Here is a 26677-nt window from a genome sequence, read left to right as displayed (position 1 = left end):
AATCCCCCTAATTTACATATCATACCGCCTCGTTCATTTTACGCCTATAGTATTCCATGTCATATGAGGCACTCGTTTTGGCCCTTTTCCAATATTGCAAATCAGACTCTGTCGCAGCTATTCTATTATTTATATTCTGTAATTCGGTTTCAGCATCCTGTAATTGCTTTTTCAAATCTATAATTTTTGTGTTTAAGTCGCTTTTTTTTCTTTTAAGGCTTGTAAATATGTTGTTCAATGTTCGTTTTGTATTTGTCATTTCATTGTTGTAAACTTCATTCAGATTTTTGTTGGTTACATTGCTAGAACGGACCATTCCACTATAATTAACTGATGCTTGGTTGGTTTTATTGGAAATGTCAGCAATTTTTTTGTTAAGCTCTTCTTCACTCTTGATTATTTGACCTACTCCCTCAAAGGCTTCCTCATGGTTTTTAATATCAATTTTAAGCTGATTGATAAGATTGATTTTTTGCTGACGTTGACTTTTCAATTCATTTATTCTGTTTTGACAGTTGCTAATTTCTGAACAAGCTTCGTAATATCTGCGTCTGGCATTATTATAATAATAACTGTAGTCCATGACTACTCCCCTCCAAAGCCATCAATATAAATAATCTTAATTCTTTCTATCTTTAGCAGAATACATATCTTGCAAAAACTTTCACATATCTTCACTTTACCTTTTCTTACCTATAAGTATATTACTCTTATAGCAAAAAATCAAGAATTTACCTTCAATCGTAGGCTGTAGCTTTAACTTCAAAAGTCTGTATTTCGCTGAAATTAATGTCATTATTATAGAAACATAACATTCATTGCATGTCAGTGGTAAAATTAAATTACCCGATTTCGGGAAAGAAAATTCCCCACCTATTCACAAACTTCTGCTTGTAGATTAACATAATGTTAATTATATAAGTGGGAGTCGATAATAATGTTGGGGGTAGCGATGCATACAACAATTCAAACTTTATCAAAAAAAGGATATAACAAGACACAAATTGCAAAAATACTTGAAATTGACAGAAAGACCGTAAGACGGGTTCTTAATGAACTTAATGAGAAAGGAATTGTTGAAAGAAAAGAAACTTGCTCAATACTTGATCCATATAAGGAATATATTCAGATACAAGTAACTAAAGACTTAAAAGCAATAAGAATATATCAGGATTTAGTGCGAGAATTTGGATTTCAGGGTAGTTATGACACTGTAAAAAAATATGTTGCTAAAATAAAAAATCTCCACCTAAAGCATATATGGTACTACACAGTTTTCCCGGTGAAGAGGCACAAGTGGACTTTGGATATATTGGCACTATTAAACTTCCGGACGGCAAGTACAAAAAGGCTTGGGTTTTTGTAATGGAACTCAGCTATTCCAGATATATGTATGTTCAAATTGTATTTGATCAGAGTATTTCAACATTCATAGATTGTCATAAAAAAGCTTTTAGATATTTTGGAGGAGTACCACAGAATGTAAAGATCGATAATCTTAAAGCAGCTGTATTGGAAGCTGATTTTTATGAGCCTGTTGTTCAAAGAAATTATGCAGCATTTGCTTCTCATTATGGATTTTCTCCCGAACCATGTAGGGTAGCAACACCTACTGATAAGGGAAAGGTAGAATCAAATATAAAATATGTGAAGGATAACTGCTTTAAAGCACGAGAATTTAAAGATATTGATGAGGCCAAAGCGTTTTTAATGGAGTGGCTTGAGACTATAGCTAATGTTAGAATACACGGTACAACAAAAAAAGTTCCATCTGAAGAATTCAATTCGTATGAAAAAGAAAAACTTCTCCCTCTTCCTACGGAAGAATACAACATATCTGAAATAACTTCGGCAACTGTGATGCCAAACTGTCACATCTCATATAGGGGGAACTACTATTCTGTACCGTATGCATACATTGGTGAGGAGGTTGATATTGTTATCATAGATAATCTACTTAAGGCAGTATATAAGGATAAAGAAATAGCCCTTCATCCCGTAGAAAAGAATGAAAAGGGCAAATTCTTCACAGATAAAAATCATTATCCTGATTATAAAAATATCACGGCTAATGAGATAAAGTCAAGATATCGAGAGAAAATGAGTGAAATTGGAAAACATGCAGCTATATTTTTTGAGAAATTCTTAGAGCAGGTAGAAACAAAATATAACTATCGAGCTATTGCAGGAATAATTTCCTTAAAGAAAAAGTATGACAATGCTACTATTGATAATGCCTGCCATAGGGCATATATGTACAATGCACTGAAATATAAAACGGTAAAACGAATTTGTGAACAGGGAATTGATTTGCTGCCTGTAGAAACAAACCAAACATATATTAACTCTGAAGAAACCTTTTTATCAAGGCCATTATCAGAGTATTCAAAACTTCTAAATTGAGATGAGGTAAAAAAAGATGAATGATTTAATGTTTTCAAGATTAAGGCAGTTAAAGCTATCGGGGTTCATAAAAACAGTGGAGGCAAGAAATGAGCAAGCTATCAAAGAGCAGATGTCTTACATGGAGTTCTTAGAACTGCTTTTAAGTGATGAATTTTCAAACCGCAAAGATAATGGTAATAAAAAGAGGATGCAAAAGGCAAAATTTCCTCAAATAAAGACACTAGAGGAATATCAGTTTAATCAACAGCCCTCTATTAATAAAAGATTTATATACAATTTGGCAACCTGTGAATTTGTCCGCAAGAAAGAAAATGTAGCCTTCATAGGACCGCCAGGTACTGGAAAAACTCATTTAGGTATAGCACTTGGAGTAAAAGCTATATCTCAAGGATACAATGTATTATTTACAACAATAAACCATATGCTTGAAGACTTATATTTATCGAGAGCCGACAATTCTTTTAGTCAAAGGCTGAAGTACTACACAAATCCAGATTTACTTATACTAGATGAACTAGGACTAAAAAAGCTTAATCAGAATAGCGTAGATGACTTTTATGAAATCGTATCGAGAAGATATGAGAAAGGCTCTATAATAATAACTTCAAACAAAGTTTTTGATGAGTGGGGTAGAATATTCTACGACCCAGTTTTAGCAACAGCAATATTAGATAGGTTTATTCATCATTGTCACTTTGTAGTTATAAAAGGCGAAAGCTATCGAATGAAGCAAAGCAAGGAAAGCCTTAAAGCTATATCCACAAAAGTGCAAGAGAATGAATAAAATTAGCAAGTTACTGTTCTTTGACAAAAACATATTTATTTTATCCAAACAATTAGGTATGTAGTATACTAAAAGCGTGAAAAAAGTTTTTTAAGTGCGGTTTATAATGAGATGGGTCCCATATGATAGCCTGTTAAGGCAGGCCAGTTTATCATACCCCTCAGCCCTACTTAAAAGAAATACCTACGGGGTATGGTGGGCTGGTCTCACTGGCATGTAATCATATGGGGGAGGCTCGTTGTAAACTGGATTCTTGAAAAAGTTTTTTCTCTGTTACATAGAGTTTTTTTATCTTTTTTAAAGTGGGGAAAATTCTTTCCCCTTTTTGGGGAATTTTTATTGACAATAACAATTGCATAAGCTGTTCCAGATATTTTTTTGAATGCAAGACTTTTTATATCAAAGTTCTTTATAAATCCCATTATATCTTATTATTCTATAATCTTTCAATTATCTTACTCATTTTCCACTTCCATTACTTTTACTTCATACAGTGAATTAATCATCGCACTTTTCGGCACATAAGCATAATACTGCTGATCATTGTCCAATTCAAAGCTTACTAACTTAATTTCCTGACTTGGCCAATAATTATGTATATTTTCTATATAATCCATCAAGTCTTCTTTATAATCCAGTTGAAAAATAAATTCTTTATCTACAAGCAAAAATACAATATTTCTATCTTTATTGTGTCGCTTATATTCTTCCAATTCAAACCAAATTTCTTTTAAATTGTATTTCTTCCAAAATTGTTCATCACTTAAGACGTTATAGTCCTTTATCACCTTATTCACAAAGCTATTGAATTTTGCAGGTATTACTTGATAAGCCTGTCATGTAGTCAAGCAAACTCCAACATTGGTCCAATGCTTCACTTGTATTTAAATATCCTTTATCATCTTTTGATAATTCTTCAAAGGATTTCTGTGCAATAGCTAAGTAGAAAGCTACCCTAGCTCTAATAGTAGCCTTACTCATAAAATCCGTCTATGTCACCTATTTATTATCAAATATACTTACCATTGTCTCTCGTATGTAAGTTTTGAGTACTGTATTCTCAGCTACTTCAGTTGAAAAAACTACAAGCGTATTAACAAATTTATCCTTTCTTATGTGTAACATATTACGCTTATAGCAAAAATACAGACTGAAAAATATAAAGTAATTTAAAAATTTTACATCCTATTATTTTACGATTTTATTCTTGTAGCCTCTGAATTTACCTAAAAATAGTCATATTTTACTTTCACATTAGCACGATGTTTTAACTGCTATTATGTCAAATAAATTATTTGATTCCAAATCCACAAAAATTATCAATTTCCAATATTATCTTGTTAATCTCACTAATATCAATAAAAGTTTCACTTACATTTATACCTTTCAGATCATGTCTAGAATCTTCTACTATATAATCCAACTTGGAAGCCATTATCCTTACTTGTTCACCATTACTTACCGCAAAAACAAAGCAATCATTATCAGCAAATGATTGTGGAGATATATCAAAGCGGTAGTCATTATCAATATTTATATCATAAGGAAATGTTATATTATAGATTTCAATAAATGCCTTATCTTTTTGCATATTGTATAATTCTTCATTAATAGTAAGATTTTTAAGCTTTTCCTTAAGATAATGAATCTCCGATTTTAGAGTTGATGTAATAGTCTCCTTTGGGAAAAAATCTTCATCTATACAAAATATTAAGATCCCATTATCGAACGCGTCATCTACATTCCATTCATTTACAGCATCTATAATGATTGAAAATTTGTATGGATCACCTAATATCATAATTATCACCCTTTCATTGGTAATAGCAGTTACCTCACCATTTATACAGACAACTTTTGATATGAGCGCATCATATCACCTTATTCATTTTCTGGCAATCTGGTAATAATATTTCATTTCTATATATGATAGCATTCATCTTGGCTATTTTTAATCTTGAAATAAAAATTATTCTTCGAGTTTATAAATTCTTGTTGCTTTATTATCTTCTTCAAAAAAGTAAAGTCTCTCACATTTTGGACAACGCCAAACATCAATCTTAGGTTCAGGTATATCTAATGAATCAATCTGTCCCATATTTATAATATCATCCCACTCTTTATCCGTATATACTCTTAGCTGAATATCATTAGGAGCAAGCGTATTTGATAGAATTTCTCCACACTTACATATTATTCGTGCCATAATAGCGCACCTATTTTTATTAAGAATATATATTATTCTATCTTTTCTCCAAATCTGGACATTATATAACATTTGCTATTAATATATCTCTTTGTAGCCTTACTCAATATTTCTTACGCTTTTGAAATCCCAAATTTCTTGTTTTAAAAACACCTTAAATCCTACTTACTTTTTTAATTTCCCAGCGCATAAAACTTTGCTATTCTAAATTTCAAATATATTTAGCATACTTTATATATGTGTAAATCCTGCGATGCAACACTGTAAATAAAATTTTCCATTCTTCTTACTTGTAATATAATAAAGGCCACAACAGCAAAAAGCTATGTAGCCTCCATTTATTACTTACCTACCATATCCTCCTTTTTGAGGGAGTTCTTCTTCAAAATCACATGCTGCAACAGATTTTAAGCCACTACTCCACAGCGACTTAAGCAACTCTCCAATATGAGATATATACTCCTGTTGTTCAATACCTTCTATTGGTTCAATATCTAAATAATATCTTGAATAAATAAAACCATCTGATTCTAAATTTCTCTTTTTCTCATCGAAATCTTCATTTATATTTACATCAATTTCTCCAAATGCTGTGGCAATTGTTCTAAAAAGTACCTTTTCTCCTGAAACTACCGAAGTAATTTTATCCTTTAGCTGTTCAATATCTAAGTCTGTATCTACATATATTTTACAATATAAATCATCATATTCCTTCATGTTTCTCACTCCTTGTTCTGGTGATTTTATAATCGAACTATTGTCAAATGTCTCACCAGTTTGCAATTCACCCGTTTAAATTGCATGAAGCATAGCTCTGAAAACTGCTCTTTAATTACTCTTTAGGCAAATTTTACTCGACACCTTACTGCAATACCTATATTTATTATATAAATCATGTTACCATCCCGCAATAAAAAATATAAATGCCTCTATCTATTACAGATATTCTATGCCATCTTCAATATACTGTCTTGTTTTTCTTATAGTAATATAGATGTCAATATAAAAAAATGAAATATGTCATTCAACTCTCCATTACCATTTATAAGTCTATCATACTTAACTTTATCCGCTGAACTAAACTATAAACATCTTTTATTAAAATTCGGCCTAGTAGGTAAACTATCAATAAACCAAGTAGCAAAAAATCTTTACTTTTTGATTCATAACTCTGTTCCTATATTAAATTTTCTAATGAGGTAAAAAAATTAAGATAGAAATAATAGAAATTCTAAAATATTAGTATAATTTAAAATATTTATAACATATATGTCTTTCTCAGTCTACGCTATCTACATTTTCAATTTATAATAACAAGGCCACAACAACCTAGTTGTGACCTTTGATCATAGAATCAATTTGATTTTAGCAGTAATACTTAAGTAAATCTGCCTTAAGTTTTTCGATAAATTTATTTTGGCCTAAATCTATTGAATATGTATATTCATCTTCAAATACATTGTTCTTAAGATATTAGCATATTCAATAATATAGGCTCTAAAATCTTCAATATAGGTAAGCTTGTATTAACTACCTTTGTAATGATATAACTTTTCCATCCATCTCTTTAATAGAGTATCATAGTTCTTTTGAACATTATCAATTTTATCACTGATCCCATTAATACTGACACCATCTCTTAATTAATAATATTTATTATTCAAATCAATAAGTATGTTTTCTGTTACACCTAATGTATAGTTCTCTGCATCTAATTGTACTATAAAATTTTTTCAAAATCGGAAAGAGAATTAATAATGTCTTCTACAACAGGATCATCTTTTGGTATTCTATCAATATATTTACTTACAAAATTACTACTTGCTTCAAAAATAATTTTTGCTAATGAATTCTTATCCATTTCACATAAAAATTCCTTATCAACCTCAATACTTACGGTATCACCTTTTTTCTTCTTAAAGGAAATACTAAATGAAGAATCTGCTCCAACACAAGTATATTCTTTAATTTTGTCGCTCTCATAAAACTTTCTATAACCATCAAGTAAATCTGTAACGGTTATAAACAACATCATTGATTGATCAGGAATTCTATTTCTTGATGATATTATTCTTGATTCAAATATAATATCAATATGTCCTAAATCAAATCCTGAAAGATTTTCTACATGCTCATCAAAAGAGAAAATTAACTTAATTATTTTAACCGCCTCCTCTTACTGGAAAAATAGTAATAACTCTATTAAAATCATCTGCATCAACAATGACTCTTACTAAATCTCTGCGTCCATTGACCTTAATTACTTTCTCAAAAGTCTGTATTCTTTTAGACGGGTCAGAAATTCGAGTTCCTTTTTTAACTACTATTTGTGCAGCATCTTCAATTTGCTTTCTTGTTGTGCCTGATGGAAATAAATCACCTGATCCCTTAGGATGATTTCCAGTTACATGTCTGGCATCTATATGTTTCCATCCTTCATTCAAATTTCCTTCCTCTATTCGGGGCTTAGTTCTATGAGGAACTCTACTTGTACTATAGTTTGATCCTGCATTATGAACCAATATGCTATTATCTCCAACATGATACGTATGGAAATCCTCTACTTGGAAGTTGTAAACCTTTACAGCTTCATCGGTAATTTCAAGTTTTTGTCTTCCACTACTAAAATGTTGCCTCTTGAATCAAGCAATTTATCCCCTACTTGTAGTTTTCCAGCTTCAACAAAACCAACATCTTTAACATAAAACGGATGTTCAAAGGTTGTTTTGATTATCTCTCCGTTGATTGTCAAATGCAAAAGCTCTGTTGTCTCTCGGATGTAAGTTTTAAGCACTGTCTTCTCAGCTACTTCAAAAGTCTCCGGATTTGTTGCAATTACCTTGTCGCCTACCTTTATATTCTCTATTGCTACTAACCCAGCCAAAGTTAATATCATTGTTCCTGCAACAAAACACTTCATCGTAGATGCTGCTCCAGCTGTAAAAACTGCAAGTGCATTAACAAATATTTGGAATCCGTTATATAGTGCACTGGAATGCAACTGTTGATTAAATTTAACCAGCGGATTAGTTGGATCAAATAAAGATATTCCCAAAGCTAATAAATCGAATCCATCCATTCCAAGGGAAATAGCTGCCGATACCTTTGATGTAACCGATATTGCCTTTCCTAATTTACTTAAACATTGTATACTCTTCCCTAATGTAGCACCTAAAGCACCTAGTCCAGCACATGCAGCTCCGGTTAGCGCTCCTGTAAGCACTCCGGTAGACGCTCCATCCGCAAAACCTTCTAAAAACGAACCTCCATTCATCACAGACATGATTCCGCCCATGATGCCGCCTATCAAACCTCCAGACAAAGCACCCCAGAACGCACCTGCTAATATAACTCCTAATATTCCGCCTGTCAATGCAGCCGCAATTCCCAAACCTACGACAATTACAACAGCAACTAAAATTTTCCCAATTGATTGCCAGTTTTCTCTACACCAATCTACAACCGATTTGCAAGTATCGCGAAATTTCTCCCAACCGCTTTTCTCGCAATCAGGTTTTAAATAATAATATTCTTCATAGAAATCATCTTTCCTTTCATTGATGACTGCAGCTGCTTCTCCATCAATACGTACCGCTTCTGATATGAATTCTTCGCTTTTACTACCAAATGTTTCGAGTGTAGTAATTTTCTTTTCCTGAGTCTGAGAAGACGATTGTATGGAACTTATGACGTCATCTAAATTACATACACTTTTATTAATATTTAAAGCTTTTCTTCTTAGCGATGATAATTCTGATTTATAATTGACTACAGAATTTTTAACATCTTTTATTAACCCAGGCATTTGATTGATTTTATTGGCATACAACGCTATAGTAGCCATTTAATCACCCCCCATTGTCATAATTATTAATTATAATTTCAAACAGAAATTTTTAACTTACAAATTAAGACAACGCCAAATCTTCTTCATCTCTGTATATTTTTCTTATATTGTAAATAACTACAAAAGCTATCACTGTGATTAATATCGCTGATATTGTCATGATAATCCAAAGCCAGAAAAATCCTACATGAATATTTCTTTTTTCTTGAACATTGTTTACGTTACCTGCCATATCTACAAGGCTAATCCCAACATTGTGCCAACCCTTTCCGATATTGAAAGATAAAGTATCATTGTCACTATTATATCTGAAATCCACTTTTTTGCCGTTATCGTATACCTTGCACTGACTCTCGTCGAGTAATTCGCTTATATTGGAAATAGTAATTGTACGTTCTTTTTCCCCATAATACCAGTGCCATGAATCGAATTCTTTAGGCAATTCACAGGTCGGAGCAATATTGTCAATATGCATTGTACCTAGGTCTATCCTATTACCATCATTTTTTACCGTTAAATGCAGTTCAATATCTGTATCATCTTGGAAATTTTCCTTAAAGAAACGTGATTCCAAGATAAGGTTATGAATTGTGAAACCATAAATACTATCATCTATTGTTCCATTAGCGTCTGTCTTTATTTCATCAGCATTATTGTCCCTTAAAACAACCTCAACATCCGAATCATTTTTCGCAAAGGCACATATTTTGATATCACTGAAGTTATCAGGTCTTTTACTGATAGGTTCTCCATTTTCGTATTGAAAAGAATAGAGCCCTGTTTTTGCTGCTAAATTACTTTCCATTATATATGCCAATACATCCTGCTCAACCATCCTTGCATAGGTATTCAGATTAAGAAGGCTTTCATTTCCAGCCATATCTACAGCAGTTAATTCTAAAGCATAAACACCATCTTTTGTGAAATTGGGCAAAGTGAATATGTTCCCTTTGATCCTACCGGATTTGTCTTTGTCTTCGTCCAGGTATACTTTAACCGGCCTAATAATTGTTGCAGCTTCTTCGCTTGTATGGTCAGGAATATAGACTGTTAAGTCATACCTTATATGATCAAGATTCAAATCACTAAACTCAACGGTAGGTGCAGGATCGTCTTTTCTTGAATAGGGGTATATATCTACAAATTCAGTATTATTTTCGCTAACAAAAATTCCATTTCTAGCTTTGACAATCGGTGGTGTTTTATCAATTTCAAACACTACTGTACTTATAGGTTCAATACTGTTTCCAGCTAAATCTTCCGGTCGAATTTCCATCTTATAAACAGCATCTTTACTAAATGTTAATGAAATTGTATGAACATCTCCGTTCGATATCCAACGAGATGAAGCCAATACTTCAGATGTTATGTCAGCAAACCCCTCACTATTGTGTTCTTCTCCTGCAGGCTTTCTAAAAATTTTTAAACCAACCAACTCAGGATCAAAATTATGCTCGGTTATTTTTATGGTAGCAGTTTTATCTGAGTTAAAACTATTCCTTGTCGCACTATTTATAAAAGTTTCAAAATTTTCTTCAATTCTGGGCTTGGTTTTATCCACATAAAACAGTTTTTCATTTCCCCCATTGAAGTTGACAACTGCAGCATGATTGCCTAAATCAACACCGCTAATATCAAATATATAATCACCCTCATCAAAATCAATTACAGCAACATGTTCAAAATTTGATTTCTTCGAAAAAGAAATGCTCGGTACTCTGCCAATTTTATTTTCAATAGTAGTTTTTATTAAACTGGAATCAAAATTTCTCTCGATAACCGTTATATAAGCAACCCTGTTATTGTTGTAGTAATAGTTGTTTTTGCTTTCATCAGACTTAAACTCTACATTGATTATCGGAGCTGTTTTATCAATTGTAATTTTCTCACTCTGAACATTCTCCTTTTTGTTATTTGAACGGTCTGTTGCATCAAAAATAAGGGTAATGTCATTATCGTCAGAATTAAATGTAAATACTTTAGTAACCTTTGTAACAAGGTTATGATCCATCTCCACAACTTTCCAGCCATTTTCTAAAACATCCCCAACTTTGTAGCCCGTGTTATCAATCAATGTGCCTTTTCTCTCAAAAGATTCCTTCTCTGCACTTTGAAAATATCCTATTTCTCTTATACCCGAGTCATAATCGGATATAGTAACAGTAAAGCTCATCTCCGAAACATATAACTTGTTTCCATCGGCGTCATTATAAGTTGTAGAAGTATTATTCGTAATATTAATCTCAGGAGGAATGTTATCACTTACAAAGCCTCTTGGTGTTTCTTCCTTGGACTTATTGCCGGCATTATCAAATGCCTCTACAAAAATTTGACCTTTAAAACCTTTCGGAATAGATATAACTGCCATACCCTCCGCAATAATTTGCGTTCCTTTCTTTTCGCCGGATTTTTTTCCGTTTTGATAAGATACAAGGCGATAGCTAACTTTGTCAAGCCCCCGAAGAAGGTTCATCATCCGATACATGCACAACAACGTTAAATTCTGTCTTAAAATAGAAACCATATTCTAAAAAGTCTATAAAGTCAGACGTTTTGCTGATACCATCAGAGGTCACTGGGTTAAAACTATACTCAGTAATGGTAGGGATACCCGTATCTTTATAAACAATATCTTTTGAAGAATAGCTGTTTCCGGCATTATCTACAGCAGCAACTTCAATCAAATACGAACCATCATCTGATCTAGTTCCTTGTTTTGTGCTTACTAGGAAGACCTCCTCATGAGTTTCTTTATTAAAGAAATCAGCATTTATCGATTTTCCTTCAGTATCTGTTGTAATAATAACACCATTTATTTTAATCTGAACAGAACGTATACCCGAATGTAAATCCTTAACATCAACTTTAAATAAGACATCATCGGAGTACCACTTCTTACCGTCCCTTTCAACAAAAGCAGGCTCAGAATAAGAAATACTTATAGATGGGTTAACTGTTTCAATGACCAATTTATTGCTTTTTAAATCAGAATTTACAGCATTAGGCACTACAGGGAGGCCATTCGGGTTATTTTTGTCTTTACCTGTTATATTACCAACATTGTCAGTAGCTATAGCCGATAAAACTGCATTTAAAGAAATATCGTTGGAAATTACACGTTCCGGTAAAATAAACTCTGCTTTATATGTTCCGTCACTAAGTCTCGTTGCAGCTTTTGATGTACCGCCTATTGCCTTTCCGTCCATATATAAAGTAATTGAATTAATTCCTGAAGAAGCACCAAAACGGTCATCTGCAATAACCGTAATTTTTACTTTTTCATTAAAGAAATTACCAAAGGTCAAGAAATTTAAAACCTTACTTAAGGCACCGTCATTTTCCGTTGTAATATTAAATCCCAGGATTTTAGGATTAGTACTATCGATAAATACCTTTATTCTGGCAATTTCCTTATTTCCATAATTATTGGTAACAATAGCCTCAATATTATTTTCTCCATCTAAACCATTAAGGTCTGTATTAACGGTAAACAATTCATACAGTGTCTGAGACTCAAAGAAATTGTTATCTATAAGTTTTCCGTTTTTATCAGTTGTAATAGTCTTTCCGTTAATCTTTATTTCAACAGAATATATTCCAGCACTTGCAGTGCTAGCATATACAGAAAACGAAACACTGTCATTATACCATTGCTTTTCACCTTCTATATATAAAGGTTTACTCATTGGAGTAATAAAGACAGTTGGCTTTTCAGTTTTTAGACCGACAAAATTGCTTAAAGCGTTCGTTTTTACATCTGTCGGTTTGGTAAGTCCATCACTTGCCGAATCATTACCTGCTACATCTTTTACAGATGCAGAAATTTCATTTCCACTAAAATTCTCAAGAGTCAACTTGAATATCGTAGAACCATCTATAACACTTTTAGTTTCAACAGGAATACCGTCTCTGTATAAAGTAATTTCTTTTAATCCTGATGAAATACCGGGATCTTGAGCAGTAATAACCACTTCAATTTCATCGTTAGAAAAAGTTCCGAAAGTCAAAAAGTTAATAACCTGTGATATATCAGCTCCATTCTTCTTTCGAAATGTAAACTCTGTAATTTCTGGTTTTGTCTTGTCGATTTTTACATCTATTGTTTTTGCATCAGATACATTATCGGCATTATCAATGGCGTAAAAATAGTACCTTTCATTATTTTGCTCCGTTGTAATTGTATACGAAAATGTACCACTTACAACTGGAATTATATTAGTTTCTTCTGCTAAAACTTGTTCTTTAGACAAAGCCTCTTTGCTCCAAACAACTCTAGACAATCCGGATGATGGTAAATCTCTAGTATCTCTATCAATTACTGTTCCACTAATCGTATAATCTTGATTTGTCCAATCCATTGGCGGAATATCACCTATAATCGGAGCTTCTTTGTCAATAATTACTTGAATCTTTTCCGGAATTTTTAGTGCCAACCACCTTGTATCATGACTGTACACTTCTATTTTTTCTATCAAAATCGAACTTGTAAATTCAGCCTGTATCGGGTACCTAATTCTATTTATTCTAATATGGCTATACTTATCATTAAGTTTAAAAATTATCGAAGCATTCTTATTTTTAAAGTTATAAACACGTATACCATCAGATACTACAGGATATCCACTTATAAGGTCTTTGGTAACAATGTCATAAAAATCACTTCCATCAGATTCTATAGTTTCTATTTCGCCAAAAGTAACCGATATATCATGATTGCCTACTATAGATGAAATAGTAAAAGAATAGGCATCTTCATTGTCCAATATGTAATAATCATTAACTGGTACTCCGTCTAATAGTACTTCTTTAACATCACAATGGATTCCAGGTTTTAAAGTGAGTGTAAGAGAATCTCCATAAGGTACATCTACTACTGAACCAGCCGGTGAATTACCGATATTGACACTACCATTTCCAAAAGTGGAGATATTTACAGAAAATGTATTAATAGAGAACGTTACTTTAACAAAATGGTCAGCATCTATATTCTCAAATTTATACGAATAAGTGGTTCGGTCATTGTTAAATCCTTCATCTATCTGTTCAATGGAATCAATCTCAACACTGCTTATATGATAATTTGGGTTTGCGATAGCTGTAAAACTTGGACTTTCTCCTATATTAGCAACAATTTTACCGCCATTGTTTATATTGTTAAAAAATTCATCCATTATTATTCCGTTAGAGTTGAACTCAAATTTCACTTCATATTTTTTTACAGTAAAGGTGACGGCTACACTATGATTATCAGTAATATAATAGAAATTATACGTATACCTTTCTTTACCTACAGCTTCCGGAATTTGAACTCCGTCAACAACAAATTTCTCAATTAAATGTCCCGGATTAGCCGTAGCAGATATGCTTTTGTTCGACCCATATGGAATAGAAAAATCGGAAGGGGAGATTGACCCATACTTATCTGATAGTGTTGTGATCGAAAACGTCTTAAGATAAAGTTTGACATCAAGATCAAAAATATCTACATCGCTATTTACAGTTCCTATAAAAACAGGATCATATTTAGGTTCATACGGTGTAAAATATAAATCATAAGATGTATTCTTATTTAATATCACATCAAAAATGCCGTCAGGTCCAACATTAACTGAGCCATTATTATATACAGAATAAGAAACTGTCCCGCCATTTCTATAAATATCGCCGTTTTCATCAATTATTTTACCTGAAACCCTAATGACACCCGATGGTGTAAAATCAGCAGCATTAAATGAAATGCTTGTACCGGTAAAAGAAACATCCGATTCATAATAATCTTCGTATCCAATCATTCCTGTTATTTTTATATTGTATGTTTTATTTAAATCAATAAAATTATTGAATCTTGCAACCCCATCTATTACGTACTTTGTTTGAGTCTCTGCCGAATTTTCGGAGTTTGTAAGTGTGATAGAAATGTCTCCTTTAATAGACTTATCCACATTAACAATAAATACGGATTCAACCGCTGCATTGGTAGTAAATAGAGTAGATATTAAAAATGTCCCTGCTACCATAACTACAACTACCAAGAAAGCAATGAACTGTTTAAGACTTTTCTGATTAGTTTTTAATCTTTTTACTTCACCTTTCATTTTCATTTAACCTCCCCATTTGTCTGATTACCCAGTATATCTCTGCAGACAAAAACACCAAAAATAAATTAACAGGAAGTAAAAACCTGTTGTTGTTAAAAAATGCAATAACAGGTATTACTGTAATCAACAATACCCAAAATATTATTCTAATTATTCTAAGGATTTTTTTATTCTTTTTTATAGTCGGTAATCCCTTACACGCATTAGCTAGTATTATCTGTAAAACCAAGCCGCATATTAATCCAAACCAAAATAGTCCCGCAAAAATATAAGCTACTGTGGTAAATCCTTCTTTTAAATCAAGAAAGGGTACACTCATCAAACACGCAGATGAGATAAAGAAGCAAATACCCGATAAAATATTTAACAACTTCAACTTCATATCTATAACACTACCCTCAATTAATTTACTTCTCATTTAATATTTCTGAAAAGGCCTTATAAAACGTACTTTTTGTCTTAGGTCTTTTATATTTATAAAAATACACCAGAAATCCAATGAAAAAGCTTAGCACTGCCAAAGTTGCAAACCCATATAACGGAACCAAAATAAAAGGCGAGTTATATTGTAAATTAAGGGCATTTTCAATATCAGCATACAAGTCTGTAAATTTAAGAATAGCAAATATCGCAGTAAAAACTACTAATGATATTATTAAAGTCTTCACATAGGAACTTAGTATGTATTTTGCTATCACATATTTCTCAAGTAGCTTTTTCATTCCTTCACCTCCTTATCAGATATCTCTTCAAATAGTGCCTTTATTTCAAGTCTGCTCAATCCAGTATCCTCCGCAATAATACTGATATTTTTATCGTTATCCAGTGAATTTTTCAGCTTAATAACAGCATTACGCAAATCAATATTATCTTTATATTTTTCCAAAATTTCATATGCAGCCGTAATATTTGATTTCCCTACTTCAACATTAAAAATTGCTTTTGCCAAATCATAACCAACACTCTCACCTATCACATCAAGCTTAACAATTTCTGTTGAAATCTCCTTAAATTTTTTTGTGTTAGCATTGCGCATAATTTCATCGACACGTTCAGGTAATAAATCATTATTGTCAATTTGCTGCAAAAGCCTTACTAACATTGCAGCTTCGTATTCCGATATATCATCATTCTTATATGTAAAACCGGCAATTTTCGCATATATATCATCTATTCTGTTTGCAGGAGCTGTAGTAATAAGACTTTCTGCTACTTCTTCGAGTTTGTAAAACTGGGTATCATTATAGTTGGAAGTTACAACCCCCCATTTACCCTCAGCAACATTAAACGCCATAATGCGAAAGATAAAATATATAGCTAAGAAAACGGAAAACAACGAAAGCATACTTCCACATAAATTAAAAGCATTCTTAACTTTCGGGTTTTCTTCTTTTACAATGGTTGGCGCAGAATCTCTCGCATTTTCTATATCCTTCCTTAACTCTTTATAAGAATGGTAATAATCTTTATTGTCCAAATCACAATAGCTGTTAGTACGCTTTCGGGTACACTTTTTTATAATAGCCTCCAACTTTTTATGGTAATAGGACGATGTACAGGATAAATCTCTATTGAAATAGGTATTATCATTTAGAAAATTATTCCTGTAAAACTCGTGAATATCATCAGAAAATTCCTTGTTTTTTGTTACCATCTCAAATATATTAAGACATTCCCAAAAAGTAGCTCCAAAAGAGAATATATCGCTTTCGATAGACATTTTCCCTTGCTCAAAACTTACAGTAAACGGGAATTTGGAATTATCTGTAGCTTTAGAGTAGCATTCCGGTGCTGCATAGCCTAATGTCCCATACTGATACATTCTATCTAATGTTTCGTTTTCATTATAGTTTACATTAGATAAATTACTTCTGACAAACCTATTGGCTTTAGTTATTTTTTCGACTTTCCAAAATCAATCAACACCAATTCTTTGCCGTATCGTGTTACCATGATATTTTCCGGTTTTATATCCAAATGTAGAATATTTTTCTGTTCAGTAACAAATTCCATAATCTCACATAGATTTATCATAAAAAGCATTATCTGATCTTGATATTTTAATATATTGTCATAGTTATAGCTAAGATTAATTGCTGATTTTTCATCATCACTAAAGTCATGATAATTTATGATATTACTTAACCCATTGCCAAGAGGTTCAATTCTTCTGAGTTTCCAGTATTCTTCCCTGCAAAATTCCTCAAGTGACCAACCATCAATAAACTCTTCAACAACACAAAAATAAGACTCGCTGTTTATAACGCCACTTGCAACTTTATTGCAGGGTAAGCTGAAATCTCCTAAATCGTCAACAACATCATCTATTCGAACAATTGATCTGCATTCTCTTAATTCCTCAAAAATTTTCCATTCTTCGTTTTTGAATATTTCTAAACGATTTACAATTTTTCCGTCGATTAATATATACTTCGGCTTAAACTTTAATACACACGAAAACTGTAGTCCTCCATCTATTCTGGTTTTTAAACCTTTATAAACAATACTTTCCGAACCAATGGCGATAAATCCATCTTTATTAATTCCATAGGATGTGTCAATGATGTATTCGTAGGTATTACCAATTATTTCATTCTTCATTGCTTTTGAATTCCCTCGCTTTATACTTCCTTGTTTTTTCTTAAGTTTCAGTTATTCAATTTTGATGCGGCAAATTCTATATAAACCGAGCTCTATAGGATGGTCTTCTGATAGTAGTATTTAAAATGATGATATGCTATGAATTATATTTCAAAGGATTGGTGGTTATTGCTAAATCATTAATTAATATAAAAGTATGTTTTCAGATATTCCATTCGCCTTAACATCTTTGTCTTATACTTATTAGTATATCATATTAATTCACTCATCTTGAGGATAAAATAATTCTTTCTCTAAGTTACACTTGTTTTCTAATGTTGATCGTTAAGGGGAGTTTTTATGGTATATTGTTTTCAATCACCTTTTGTAGGAATTATACCATTATCCCCTTGAACTTATCAAGTGAATATTTTTAAAGGTGCATTTTACATAACTTCTTTCCATTTTAATGTGCTACTCTTGACAGTCATTCGGAATCAGACTATAATACAAAAGTCCGATTTCGGATATTTTGAGGTGCTTTATGGGCAATATCAGCAAGCTTCAAGTCATTACAAATCAAATCCACAAGCAGAAAATCACCTATATCATAATTGCGCTTTACGTTGTGGATTGTCGGATTAGGCATTATAGATCCTATATACCGTGTATATATCTAAAGATTTCAGCTCGCAGAACAGTCTATGCGATGCCTGGATGTATTCCAAATAAATGGCGAATTCCACCGCCAACAACTTACTGTAAAAAGGATATAGCGTACTTGAAAAGTTTGACGAAATTCGCTGTCAGAAAGCTATTCGCTTAGCGTCAAACGCTAAAGCGATTTGCAATCAGCATATAAGAACCCTGTATGAGGCAGAAAAAAGAGATTTATATCTCTTATCCGATGAAGAACATTCTACTTATATTACTTTATTTGAAAAGCAATACTTATTATTAAAAAATGAAATTGAAGAAATAGAAAGCGTAGGTACCAAGCTATGAGTAATAGAGCGAAAATACTGATCAAAAATGTATGTCCTGCTATCATCAGTAATATTGCATTTTTCCTGTTTTCCATTATTGACGGCATTTTTGTTGGGAACGGTGTCGGAACCGATGCCCTCGGTGCTGTCAATATCGTCATCCCATTTGTTATGGTACTGGGTGCGTTGATTATGCTGACTGTGGTCGGGGGAATCACCATTACGGCCATCCGATTAGGACGAGGAGATACCGAAGGTGCTAACGAAGCGTTTATGCATTCTTTTATAGCAACCATTCTGATCTCAGGAATTATTGGACTATCCGGTATTGTTTTTACGGGTCAGATTGCAAGGTTCCTCGGTGCCACCGATGTATTTTATAATCATGTAACCGATTATTTATTTTGGTATTGTGTATTTGCTATTCCTAGTGCTTTGTTTTCCTTTGCAAATAACTTTGGCCGAAACGAAGGAGTTACAGTGCTTGTAAGTGCTTCCAGCGTTTTTGCATCGGCACTTAATATTTTCCTTGACTGGTTGTTTGTCTTCCCTTTAAGTATGGGAGTAAAAGGAGCAGCCATAGCTACGGGTATCTCTGAGACTGTTGGAATGTTGATTGTTATCTCTTATTTTCTTAGGGGAAAAAGCGTTTTGAAATTTAAGCGATTCAAATTTGATAAAGCCCTGCTGCTTAAAATGTTCGGCAGAGGTACACCGGAAGCTGTCAATCAGTTTGCAGCCCCTATTTCAATTCTATGTACAAACCTTATGCTTCTTGCATTACTCGGCGAAACTGCTGTAAATGCCTATTCCATCATTGGCTACGTGGGATCTTTTTCCGCTGCAATCTTCTTTGCAACAGCAGTTGGGCTTCAGCCTTTGTTCGGTCAATGCTACGGAAGTAAAGATGAAAACGGATTAAAGTATTATTTACGTGCAGGGATTATAATTAATCTGACAGGCAGTATTCTTATAACTATTTTACTGTTTTTTGTCGGTGGTCCCGTTTCTTCTCTGTTCGGAGCTAATGCGGAAACTCTGGAAAGTGTAATTAAATACATGCCGATGTACTCACCGGGATTTATATTTATGTCGGTCAATTCGATCATTTCCGCTTATCTATATTCTACTAAGAGAACCAAGCCTGCACTGGTACTTAATATTTGCAGAAGCCTGATTTTCAATACAGCAGTCATTCTTATAGTTCCTACTATTTTCGGTGGAAATTCTATCTGGTTTACAATGGCTATTTATGAGATTCTATCTATGATTTTGGCAATCTTTCTTTTTAAATATTCCGAAAGGAATGGAATTAACTTTCACTAATAAAGATTATATGAAGCACTGTAAAAAATTTTGATAATGAAATTAAGAAGATCTATTATAATATTAAGAAAGGAGAATAGGTTATGAGAAAAAATTTCGGAAAACAAACTTGGTTTTATCCCATGCCGGTATTGATCGTCGGTACTTATGATGAAAACGGTGTTCCCAACGCCATGAATGCTGCTTGGGGCGGAATTTACGATTTTAACCAGATTATGCTGTCTCTAAGCGAAGAACACAAAACAACAAAGAATATCAAGGCAAAGGGAGCCTTTACCGTTAGCTTTGCCGATGCAGCACATGTGGTTGAAGCAGATTATGTAGGAATTGTTTCTGGAAACGATGTGCCAAATAAGTTGGAGAAAGCAGGATTCCATACCGAAAAGAGCGAATTTGTGGATGCTCCTATCATTAAGGAACTGCCTATGACACTAGAATGTAAGCTTGTGAAGTTTAACGAGGACGGCATAGTTATCGGTGAAATCGTAAATGTTAGTGCTGATGAAAGCATTATCGGTGAAGACGGTCTGATCTCCCCCGAAAAGTTGAATCCTATAGCCTATGACGGAGTTCACAAAACCTATCTGAAACTTGGCGAAAAAGTAGGTAATGCTTTCAGTGATGGAAAGAAAATAAAATAGTAAAGGAGAATCAGTATGCCGTACATTGCAATTAAATGTTATCCGAAGGATGAGGAAACAAAAAAGAAAGTTGTGGAAAAGATCAACGAAGTATTTCTCGAGTTTTGGGGTTGTCCACAGGGAGCAATCACAATTTCCATTGAAGAGGTCGCCCCTGACGAATGGAATGAAAAAGTAGTCAAGACTGAAATTGAACCTAACAAAGATAAAATGATGATTCTTTCAGGAAAGCGCAATTTTTAACAAAACACAAAACAGGGAGAGACTGTGAAAAAAACTCTGTAAAATAAGCTTTCTATGATAAAATATAGAATCATAGGAGGCTTTTTTATGGCAAAAAGACGAGAGCCCATGAGTGAGGGCAAAAAGAACATTATTGCCGGTTTAATTCAGGAGTATGATTAAAACAGCAGAAGACATCCAGGATGCTTTAAAGAATCTACTGGGCAGTACTATGCAAGCTATATTAGAAGCAGAAATGGATGAACATTTAGGGTGTGAACCGTATGAACGTTCAGAAAATTCAAATTCCCGTAATTGAAAGAAGAGTAAAACTATTCGCAGTAAATATGGTGAGATGGAAATTGATGTTCCACAGGATCGTGAGAGCTCATTTGAGCCTAAAATAGTTCGTAAGCGACAAAAAGATATTTCAGGAATTGAGGACAAAATCATAGCATGTATGCAAAAGGACTTACAACACGGGAGATTTCTGAGCAAATTGAGGATATTTATGGATTTGAAGTCAGTGAAGGCATGGTTTCAAATATCACTAACAAGTTACTTCCTGAAATCGAGGAATGGCAAAAACGGCCTTTATCTAGTGTTTACCCAATAGTTTTTATAGACGCCGTGCACTTTTCAGTCAGGGATAATGGTATTATACGCAAGCTTGCGAGGATAAGTTGCCATTTTCTTTTCACTATATTATAACCAAGGGCTTGTAAGCCAGAATCTGACTTACAAGCCCCGTTGAAAATTATCATAGAAAGTCAATTTACAGAAAAAGTTTCACACAGCCAAAAAATCTAATAAATTAAGGGAATGTAAGTAATTTTGTGTATCATAATTTATGTAATCCTTCTTTAGCAAGTAAATTTTAGTTGACAAGGTTTACAGAATATTGTTTTTTATTGCCTTTCCATTGTATATTATTGCCGGATTTATTAAGTTTTATACATAAACTTGATTAAATCTGGCAATAATCATTTATAATGGTCAGTATTAGCCTTTTAAACCTATATTTTTAATTTTGTGAGGTCTAGCCCATCCGGCGATGAGGATGAGCCCTTGAGGGCGGTGGGGGTGAATGCTTTTAAATATACTCTTCCAGCCTACCTGGATATTGGATTACCAATTGGCTAAGTACTCTATCCCAGTTTTTGTAACGTTGTGTCCATTTTTTTACTACATTCATTGATGCTAAATATAAAATCTTTTCTAGTGAACTGTCTGTTGGAAATATTGTTTTTGTTTTTGTGACCTTACGAAACTGACGATGTAGTCCTTCAATTATATTTGTAGTATAAATTATTTTTCGTATTTCTTCTGGAAATTTGAAAAATGGACTTATAACATCCCAGTTATTTTCCCAACTACGTATTGCAAAAGGATATTCCTTTCCCCACTTTTCTTTAAGTTCATAAAGTTTTTCTAATGCTATTTCTTCATTAATAGCATGATATACTTCTTTGAAATCATTACTAAATGCTTTTAGGTCTTTGTATGGCACATACTTAAAAGAATTTCTCAGCTGATGTATTATGCAACGCTGCACTTCAGATTTTGGATATGCAGCATTTATGGCTTCCTTAAGTCCGGTAAGTCCATCAACACAAAAAATTAAAACATCCTGTACTCCTCTATTTTTAAGGTCATTCAGTACACCAAGCCAAAATTTTGACGATTCATTATCACCAATCCATATCCCTAAGATATCTTTATATCCATCAATAGTAACTCCTAGAACAACGTAAGCTGCCCGGTTTGTTATTCTTCCTTCATCCTTTACCTTATAATGAATTGCGTCCATAAATATAAAAGAATATATAGGTTCAAGAGGTCTTTGCTGCCATTCTTTTATTTCTGGAGCAATTCTGTCAGTAATCTTGCTAACCATCTCCGGAGACAGGCTGAATCCATAAAGTTCTTCAATTTGTTGACTAATATCTCTTGTAGACATTCCCCTTGCATATAGAGCTATAACTTTTTCCTCAATTCCGGAAACATTACGCTGATATTTTGGGATAATTTTAGGTTGAAATTCTCCTTTACGATCTCTAGGCACTTGTATATCAATTTCACCAAACTCACTTTTTATTTTTTTTGGTGTATAACCATTACGGCTATTATCGGTATTTTTATTTGCCACATCATCTTTTGCATAACCCAATTCTGCTTCAAGTTCTGCCTCAAGCAGTTCTTGAATAATATCTTTAAAAATGTCTTTTAGATATGCATTTACATCTGATACGCTTTGGAAATTATTTTCCCGAACTAATTGCTTTATATGTTCTTTTGATAGTGTTGACATAAAATTCTCCTCCTTAGCTTTTCTTATTAGAAATTCTTGCCAAGAAGGAGAACATTCAATCTCTTATACACAAGATTTTTTACATCCTCTAAATTAACCGTCCACAAACTGTACACCACAAGGGGGTGGGCACTCCAAACCGTCCCCTGTTCTACTTTTTATTTTCTACTTCTATCAATTTCACTTCATACAATGAATCTTTCATTACGTTTTTAGGTATATATGCATAATAGTACTGATCATTATCCAGTTCAAAACACACTAACTTAACTTCTTGCTCGGGCCAGTAATTATGTATATTTTCTATATGATCTATTAACTCCTCTTTATAATCCAATTGCAAAATAAAGCCCTTATCTACAAGCAGAGATACAACAATCGTTCCTAATAATTTTTTATCTTTATTATCTTTTTTAAACTCTTCTAACTTAAACCAAATTTTTTCCAAGTTATATTTCTTCCAAAACTCGTCATCAGTTAAAACGTTATAATCATTTATCACTTCATTCACGAAATTATTGAATTTGGGTGGTATTATTTGCTCTAATTCAGGATTATTAGGTATACCCAATACTGCCTTCTCTTCCTTAATCGTCTCTTTCTCTAAAGGCATACTATACCAACTTAAATCAAAAGACATTTCATTTTTGTAATGAGCTAAATCATACGGGTAATGATTATTATCCTTAATGGCACTATCATCTAGTTTTAGTATCTTAACCAATGCAGCTGTCTCAAAACTCCAAAGTCCATAATAACCAGGTTCTTTATGAGCATTTCTCCACTCATAGTCATAGTGTCCCTTAAACCATTCTTTATCCATATATTTTTGAAGCCTTTTCGAAGCTTCTTCTTTGTCTTTATTATGTAATGCTATTTCTATAATCTCTGCAGTTTTGGAATACGGATTTTCTTTTTGATATGTATTTATATAATGTTGCCATTCTATATTACAAGCCTTTAAAAGAAAATCTATAAGAGCATCTTCTATTTTTTTGTTCTCTATAATGCAAGCAAGTCTTTTTAGTTCTTCTTTGTTTACTTCCAAAAGAATCCCCAGTGCTACCATCCATAAAAAGAAAATATACCCGAGCCCTTCTTCGCCCATATTCTCTAAACATGTTATACAATCCAAATAATCATTTACCATTGTATCCGGCGTACTTCCCAAAGAATATTTAGCCATAATCATATCTATATTCTTCCTAAACATTCCCTTAAATTCAGCATAGATTATACTTTGATTATCTCTTGGATATCTTTGTATCCCCCTTTTCTATATCAGCTTTTAATTCAGCAATCTCTTGTTTCGTTTCACAGATATTCTTCTTTTTAGATTCTATTGTTTTTAACAAATAACTTTCATTACATAATGGATCTCTCATATATTTATCACCTTTTAATTTTTTTGATTTCTTACTTTATAAATAATTCACCTGATTTTTTAATCCTTCTATATATTCAAGCAATTCTCCAATTACCTCAACTTTTTCATTTAGTACAAATCTTCTATATTTCTACCTTCATCTAATGCCTTCTTGACTTCATTGTATAGTCTTTTATCATTATTCACTGCTTTAAAAATTTATTATAACCTATTTTATCACCTTTTGGAAGTACAAAACACAAAACAGGGGATGGTTCGAAACCACTGAAAAAGTAGGGTTTTTTTAAGCCACTTTTACAGTTTTATACAGCCGAAAACATTTATTTCTAATTTTCAGAAGCAAAAAATAATGATTATTTTTACTTAAAGAGGATACCAGTTGGGCTATCCTCTTTAAATTTACTACCAATGCTGTTAATTTTGATTGCATTGACATGCTTCTTAAGCCGTACCCTCGGGCACGGCTTAATCCATGAAATCTATCCATTTTTCCACTCTTGACTTGTTCGTTCTTTATATCTTTCTATAAATTCCTTCGTTTTTGCTCTTTGGCTGTATTCATAATATTCAGGTATATTTACACTTATTTCTAAAGTGTTTGATTTCCCTATTTTGAAGCATTGATCTTTTTTGGACACTTCTGACATCCTTCTACATCAAACTTATATTTCCATGATTCTCGACCGTCACTTTTTCTTATCTTTCTCTGCTTCTCTACGGTATAATTCCCATAATCACAAAACCATTGGTCCGAATCCTTATTATACGCATATTTACTCTCATCTATTTTGTATACCATTTCACTAATCGGTATGTATGCTTCGGCACCGTTTTCTTTTATTACATCTAAAATTGGCTTCCTGAAATATGCTTTATCCTCATATACCTCTTTTATTTCTATTCCGCTATCCTTTGTCAAATCAATTAATTCTTCAAATCCTGTACCGTCAACGTATGCACCGTTATATACCCTTACTGCCGTTATTATCCTTTCTTTTGTTGTCATTGCATACTCTGTTTTATATCCAAAAAAACTTTCTGTTTTCGATTTATATCCTACTCTTGCATTCTGGTCTACCAATGACCTTATACTCTTTTGTTCTATAAATTTTGGGTCTTCTAATATCTCACGGGCTTTTTCTATAACTTTGTATGTTTTCGTATGTTTTTCCCGTTCAATTTTTTCTTCAACCTGCGCAATGACTTCTTCCACATAAGCCTTCATTGTCGCTTTTGCTTCTTTATGATCTGCTATTTCCTTATAGTTTGGAATATTTGTATTGATTTCTTCCGGTATCTCTCCTGCCTCTTTTTCTAGATTTTTAAATATCTTTTTGGTAATATGCTTTAGTACCCTCTCGGGTACTTTTTTTACAGTATTGGCATGAGTGTGTGTACAATCAATACTAATTCCACCGGACTTAATTATATTTTTTTCTACACACTGTTTTACTACTTCAGTTATTATTTCATCCATTGTAACTTCCTGTAGCCTATGAACTCTGAATTTTGCCAGTAAACTCGGATGGGGAAGTTCTTCTTCAGGATTAATTCCAAGAAACCATAGGTATGCCAGATTTAATGAAGCTTCCTCGATTACACGTTCATCGGATAAGTTGTACAAATACTGAAGAATTAAAAGCCTTAACATAAGTTCAGGCTCTTTTGCAGGTCGGCCATAATATTTACAATAGGATTTTTCGAGTAGTTTATTAATAAAACTAAAATCAATTGCATTATTTATTAATTTAAGTATATGATTTTCTGGAATTTTATTGTATAATATTGAATAGATGCTTAATTAATTATTTTTATCTTTTAGCATTTAAAAAACCTCCTTTGTGGTTTTGGTTTTGCGCGATTCCATCATACCATTGAAGGAG

At 32.8% G+C, this 26677-nt stretch carries 19 protein-coding genes and 5 pseudogenes; 6 read left to right on the top strand and 18 right to left on the bottom strand.

The window, feature by feature from the left end:
• Window positions 1-19 precede the first annotated feature (19 nt).
• The gene (locus CLOCL_RS04095; protein WP_014254159.1) at window positions 20-583 is read right to left on the bottom strand and encodes a She9 / Mdm33 family; all 564 of its coding nucleotides are present in this window, start codon (window positions 581-583) and stop codon (window positions 20-22) included.
• A gap of 369 nt (window positions 584-952) precedes the next feature.
• Between CLOCL_RS04095 and istA the strand changes: the two are divergent.
• Window positions 953-2403 (top strand): annotated as a pseudogene (gene istA / locus CLOCL_RS04090) (IS21 family transposase).
• 16 nt (window positions 2404-2419) lie between these two features.
• A complete protein-coding gene (gene istB, locus CLOCL_RS04085; protein ID WP_014253722.1) occupies window positions 2420-3190 on the top strand; it encodes an IS21-like element helper ATPase IstB in 771 nt (256 codons plus the stop codon).
• 455 nt (window positions 3191-3645) lie between these two features.
• On the opposite strand, the gene CLOCL_RS04075 is transcribed toward istB, so the two are convergent.
• The 14 genes and pseudogenes from CLOCL_RS04075 to CLOCL_RS22980 all read right to left on the bottom strand — a co-directional run bounded on the left by CLOCL_RS04075 (window position 3646) and on the right by CLOCL_RS22980 (window position 17942).
• Window positions 3646-3978, bottom strand: coding sequence for a hypothetical protein (locus CLOCL_RS04075; protein WP_027622615.1), 333 nt, complete (start codon window positions 3976-3978; stop codon window positions 3646-3648).
• A 13-nt stretch (window positions 3979-3991) separates the two neighbouring features.
• Complete coding sequence (locus tag CLOCL_RS04070; RefSeq protein ID WP_027622614.1) at window positions 3992-4171, bottom strand: Imm6 family immunity protein; 180 nt, start codon at window positions 4169-4171, stop codon at window positions 3992-3994.
• 310 nt (window positions 4172-4481) lie between these two features.
• Window positions 4482-4991: an immunity 42 family protein gene (locus tag CLOCL_RS04065; protein WP_014254157.1), complete on the bottom strand. Its 510-nt coding sequence runs from the start codon at window positions 4989-4991 to the stop codon at window positions 4482-4484.
• A 168-nt stretch (window positions 4992-5159) separates the two neighbouring features.
• Entirely contained in the window at window positions 5160-5396 is a 237-nt protein-coding gene (locus CLOCL_RS04060) for a hypothetical protein (RefSeq protein ID WP_014254156.1), read from the bottom strand.
• A gap of 345 nt (window positions 5397-5741) precedes the next feature.
• A complete protein-coding gene (locus CLOCL_RS04055; RefSeq protein WP_014254155.1) occupies window positions 5742-6113 on the bottom strand; it encodes a 1,4-dihydroxy-6-naphthoate synthase in 372 nt (123 codons plus the stop codon).
• 1003 nt (window positions 6114-7116) lie between these two features.
• The gene (locus CLOCL_RS04050; RefSeq protein ID WP_014254154.1) at window positions 7117-7431 is read right to left on the bottom strand and encodes a hypothetical protein; all 315 of its coding nucleotides are present in this window, start codon (window positions 7429-7431) and stop codon (window positions 7117-7119) included.
• A 127-nt stretch (window positions 7432-7558) separates the two neighbouring features.
• Entirely contained in the window at window positions 7559-7840 is a 282-nt protein-coding gene (locus CLOCL_RS21990) for a hypothetical protein (RefSeq protein WP_207636340.1), read from the bottom strand.
• Between the two features lie 54 nt (window positions 7841-7894).
• A pseudogene (locus tag CLOCL_RS21445) lies at window positions 7895-9240 on the bottom strand (polymorphic toxin-type HINT domain-containing protein); the annotation flags it as partial.
• A gap of 64 nt (window positions 9241-9304) precedes the next feature.
• Complete coding sequence (locus CLOCL_RS22995; RefSeq protein WP_245532839.1) at window positions 9305-11719, bottom strand: hypothetical protein; 2415 nt, start codon at window positions 11717-11719, stop codon at window positions 9305-9307.
• Window positions 11694-15344, bottom strand: coding sequence for a hypothetical protein (locus tag CLOCL_RS22990; protein WP_041714922.1), 3651 nt, complete (start codon window positions 15342-15344; stop codon window positions 11694-11696). The genes CLOCL_RS22995 and CLOCL_RS22990 overlap by 26 nt, the downstream gene beginning before the upstream one ends.
• The gene (locus tag CLOCL_RS04025) at window positions 15328-15723 is read right to left on the bottom strand and encodes a hypothetical protein (RefSeq protein ID WP_144687087.1); all 396 of its coding nucleotides are present in this window, start codon (window positions 15721-15723) and stop codon (window positions 15328-15330) included. Before CLOCL_RS04025 ends, CLOCL_RS22990 begins: the two co-directional genes overlap by 17 nt.
• A 25-nt stretch (window positions 15724-15748) precedes the next feature.
• Complete coding sequence (locus tag CLOCL_RS04020; RefSeq protein ID WP_014254149.1) at window positions 15749-16063, bottom strand: hypothetical protein; 315 nt, start codon at window positions 16061-16063, stop codon at window positions 15749-15751.
• Window positions 16060-17163, bottom strand: a complete 1104-nt coding sequence (locus tag CLOCL_RS22985; protein ID WP_245532838.1) for a protein kinase family protein — start codon at window positions 17161-17163, stop codon at window positions 16060-16062. The genes CLOCL_RS04020 and CLOCL_RS22985 overlap by 4 nt, the downstream gene beginning before the upstream one ends.
• A gap of 71 nt (window positions 17164-17234) precedes the next feature.
• Window positions 17235-17942 carry a protein kinase domain-containing protein gene (locus CLOCL_RS22980; protein ID WP_245532837.1) on the bottom strand — a complete coding sequence of 236 codons (708 nt, stop codon included), beginning with the start codon at window positions 17940-17942 and terminating at the stop codon, window positions 17235-17237.
• A gap of 980 nt (window positions 17943-18922) precedes the next feature.
• Between CLOCL_RS22980 and CLOCL_RS04010 the strand changes: the two genes are divergently transcribed.
• The 4 genes and pseudogenes from CLOCL_RS04010 (at window position 18923) to CLOCL_RS21440 (ending at window position 21807) form a co-directional block, all read left to right on the top strand.
• Window positions 18923-20233, top strand: a complete 1311-nt coding sequence (locus CLOCL_RS04010; protein ID WP_014254148.1) for an MATE family efflux transporter — start codon at window positions 18923-18925, stop codon at window positions 20231-20233.
• An 83-nt stretch (window positions 20234-20316) separates the two neighbouring features.
• Window positions 20317-20874, top strand: coding sequence for a flavin reductase family protein (locus CLOCL_RS04005; protein ID WP_014254147.1), 558 nt, complete (start codon window positions 20317-20319; stop codon window positions 20872-20874).
• A gap of 15 nt (window positions 20875-20889) precedes the next feature.
• Window positions 20890-21117 (top strand): tautomerase family protein, encoded by a 228-nt coding sequence (locus CLOCL_RS04000; protein WP_014254146.1) that lies wholly within the window; start codon window positions 20890-20892, stop codon window positions 21115-21117.
• A gap of 154 nt (window positions 21118-21271) precedes the next feature.
• Window positions 21272-21807, top strand: a pseudogene (locus CLOCL_RS21440) (transposase).
• Between the two features lie 382 nt (window positions 21808-22189).
• Here the strand turns inward: CLOCL_RS21440 and CLOCL_RS03990 are convergent.
• The 3 genes and pseudogenes from CLOCL_RS03990 to CLOCL_RS03980 all read right to left on the bottom strand — a co-directional run bounded on the left by CLOCL_RS03990 (window position 22190) and on the right by CLOCL_RS03980 (window position 26589).
• On the bottom strand, window positions 22190-23407 hold the full coding sequence (locus CLOCL_RS03990) for an IS256 family transposase (RefSeq protein WP_014254046.1): 1218 nt from the start codon (window positions 23405-23407) through the stop codon (window positions 22190-22192).
• A 151-nt stretch (window positions 23408-23558) separates the two neighbouring features.
• Window positions 23559-24792 (bottom strand): annotated as a pseudogene (locus CLOCL_RS03985) (PoNi-like cognate immunity protein).
• A 285-nt stretch (window positions 24793-25077) separates the two neighbouring features.
• A pseudogene (locus CLOCL_RS03980) lies at window positions 25078-26589 on the bottom strand (IS1182 family transposase).
• Window positions 26590-26677: the final 88 nt, after the last annotated feature.

This window comes from Acetivibrio clariflavus DSM 19732 (assembly GCF_000237085.1).
GTDB classification, from domain to species: domain Bacteria; phylum Bacillota; class Clostridia; order Acetivibrionales; family Acetivibrionaceae; genus Acetivibrio; species Acetivibrio clariflavus.
Note: the sequence above shows the minus strand (reverse complement) of the source record. Positions and strands in the feature narration are given on the sequence as shown.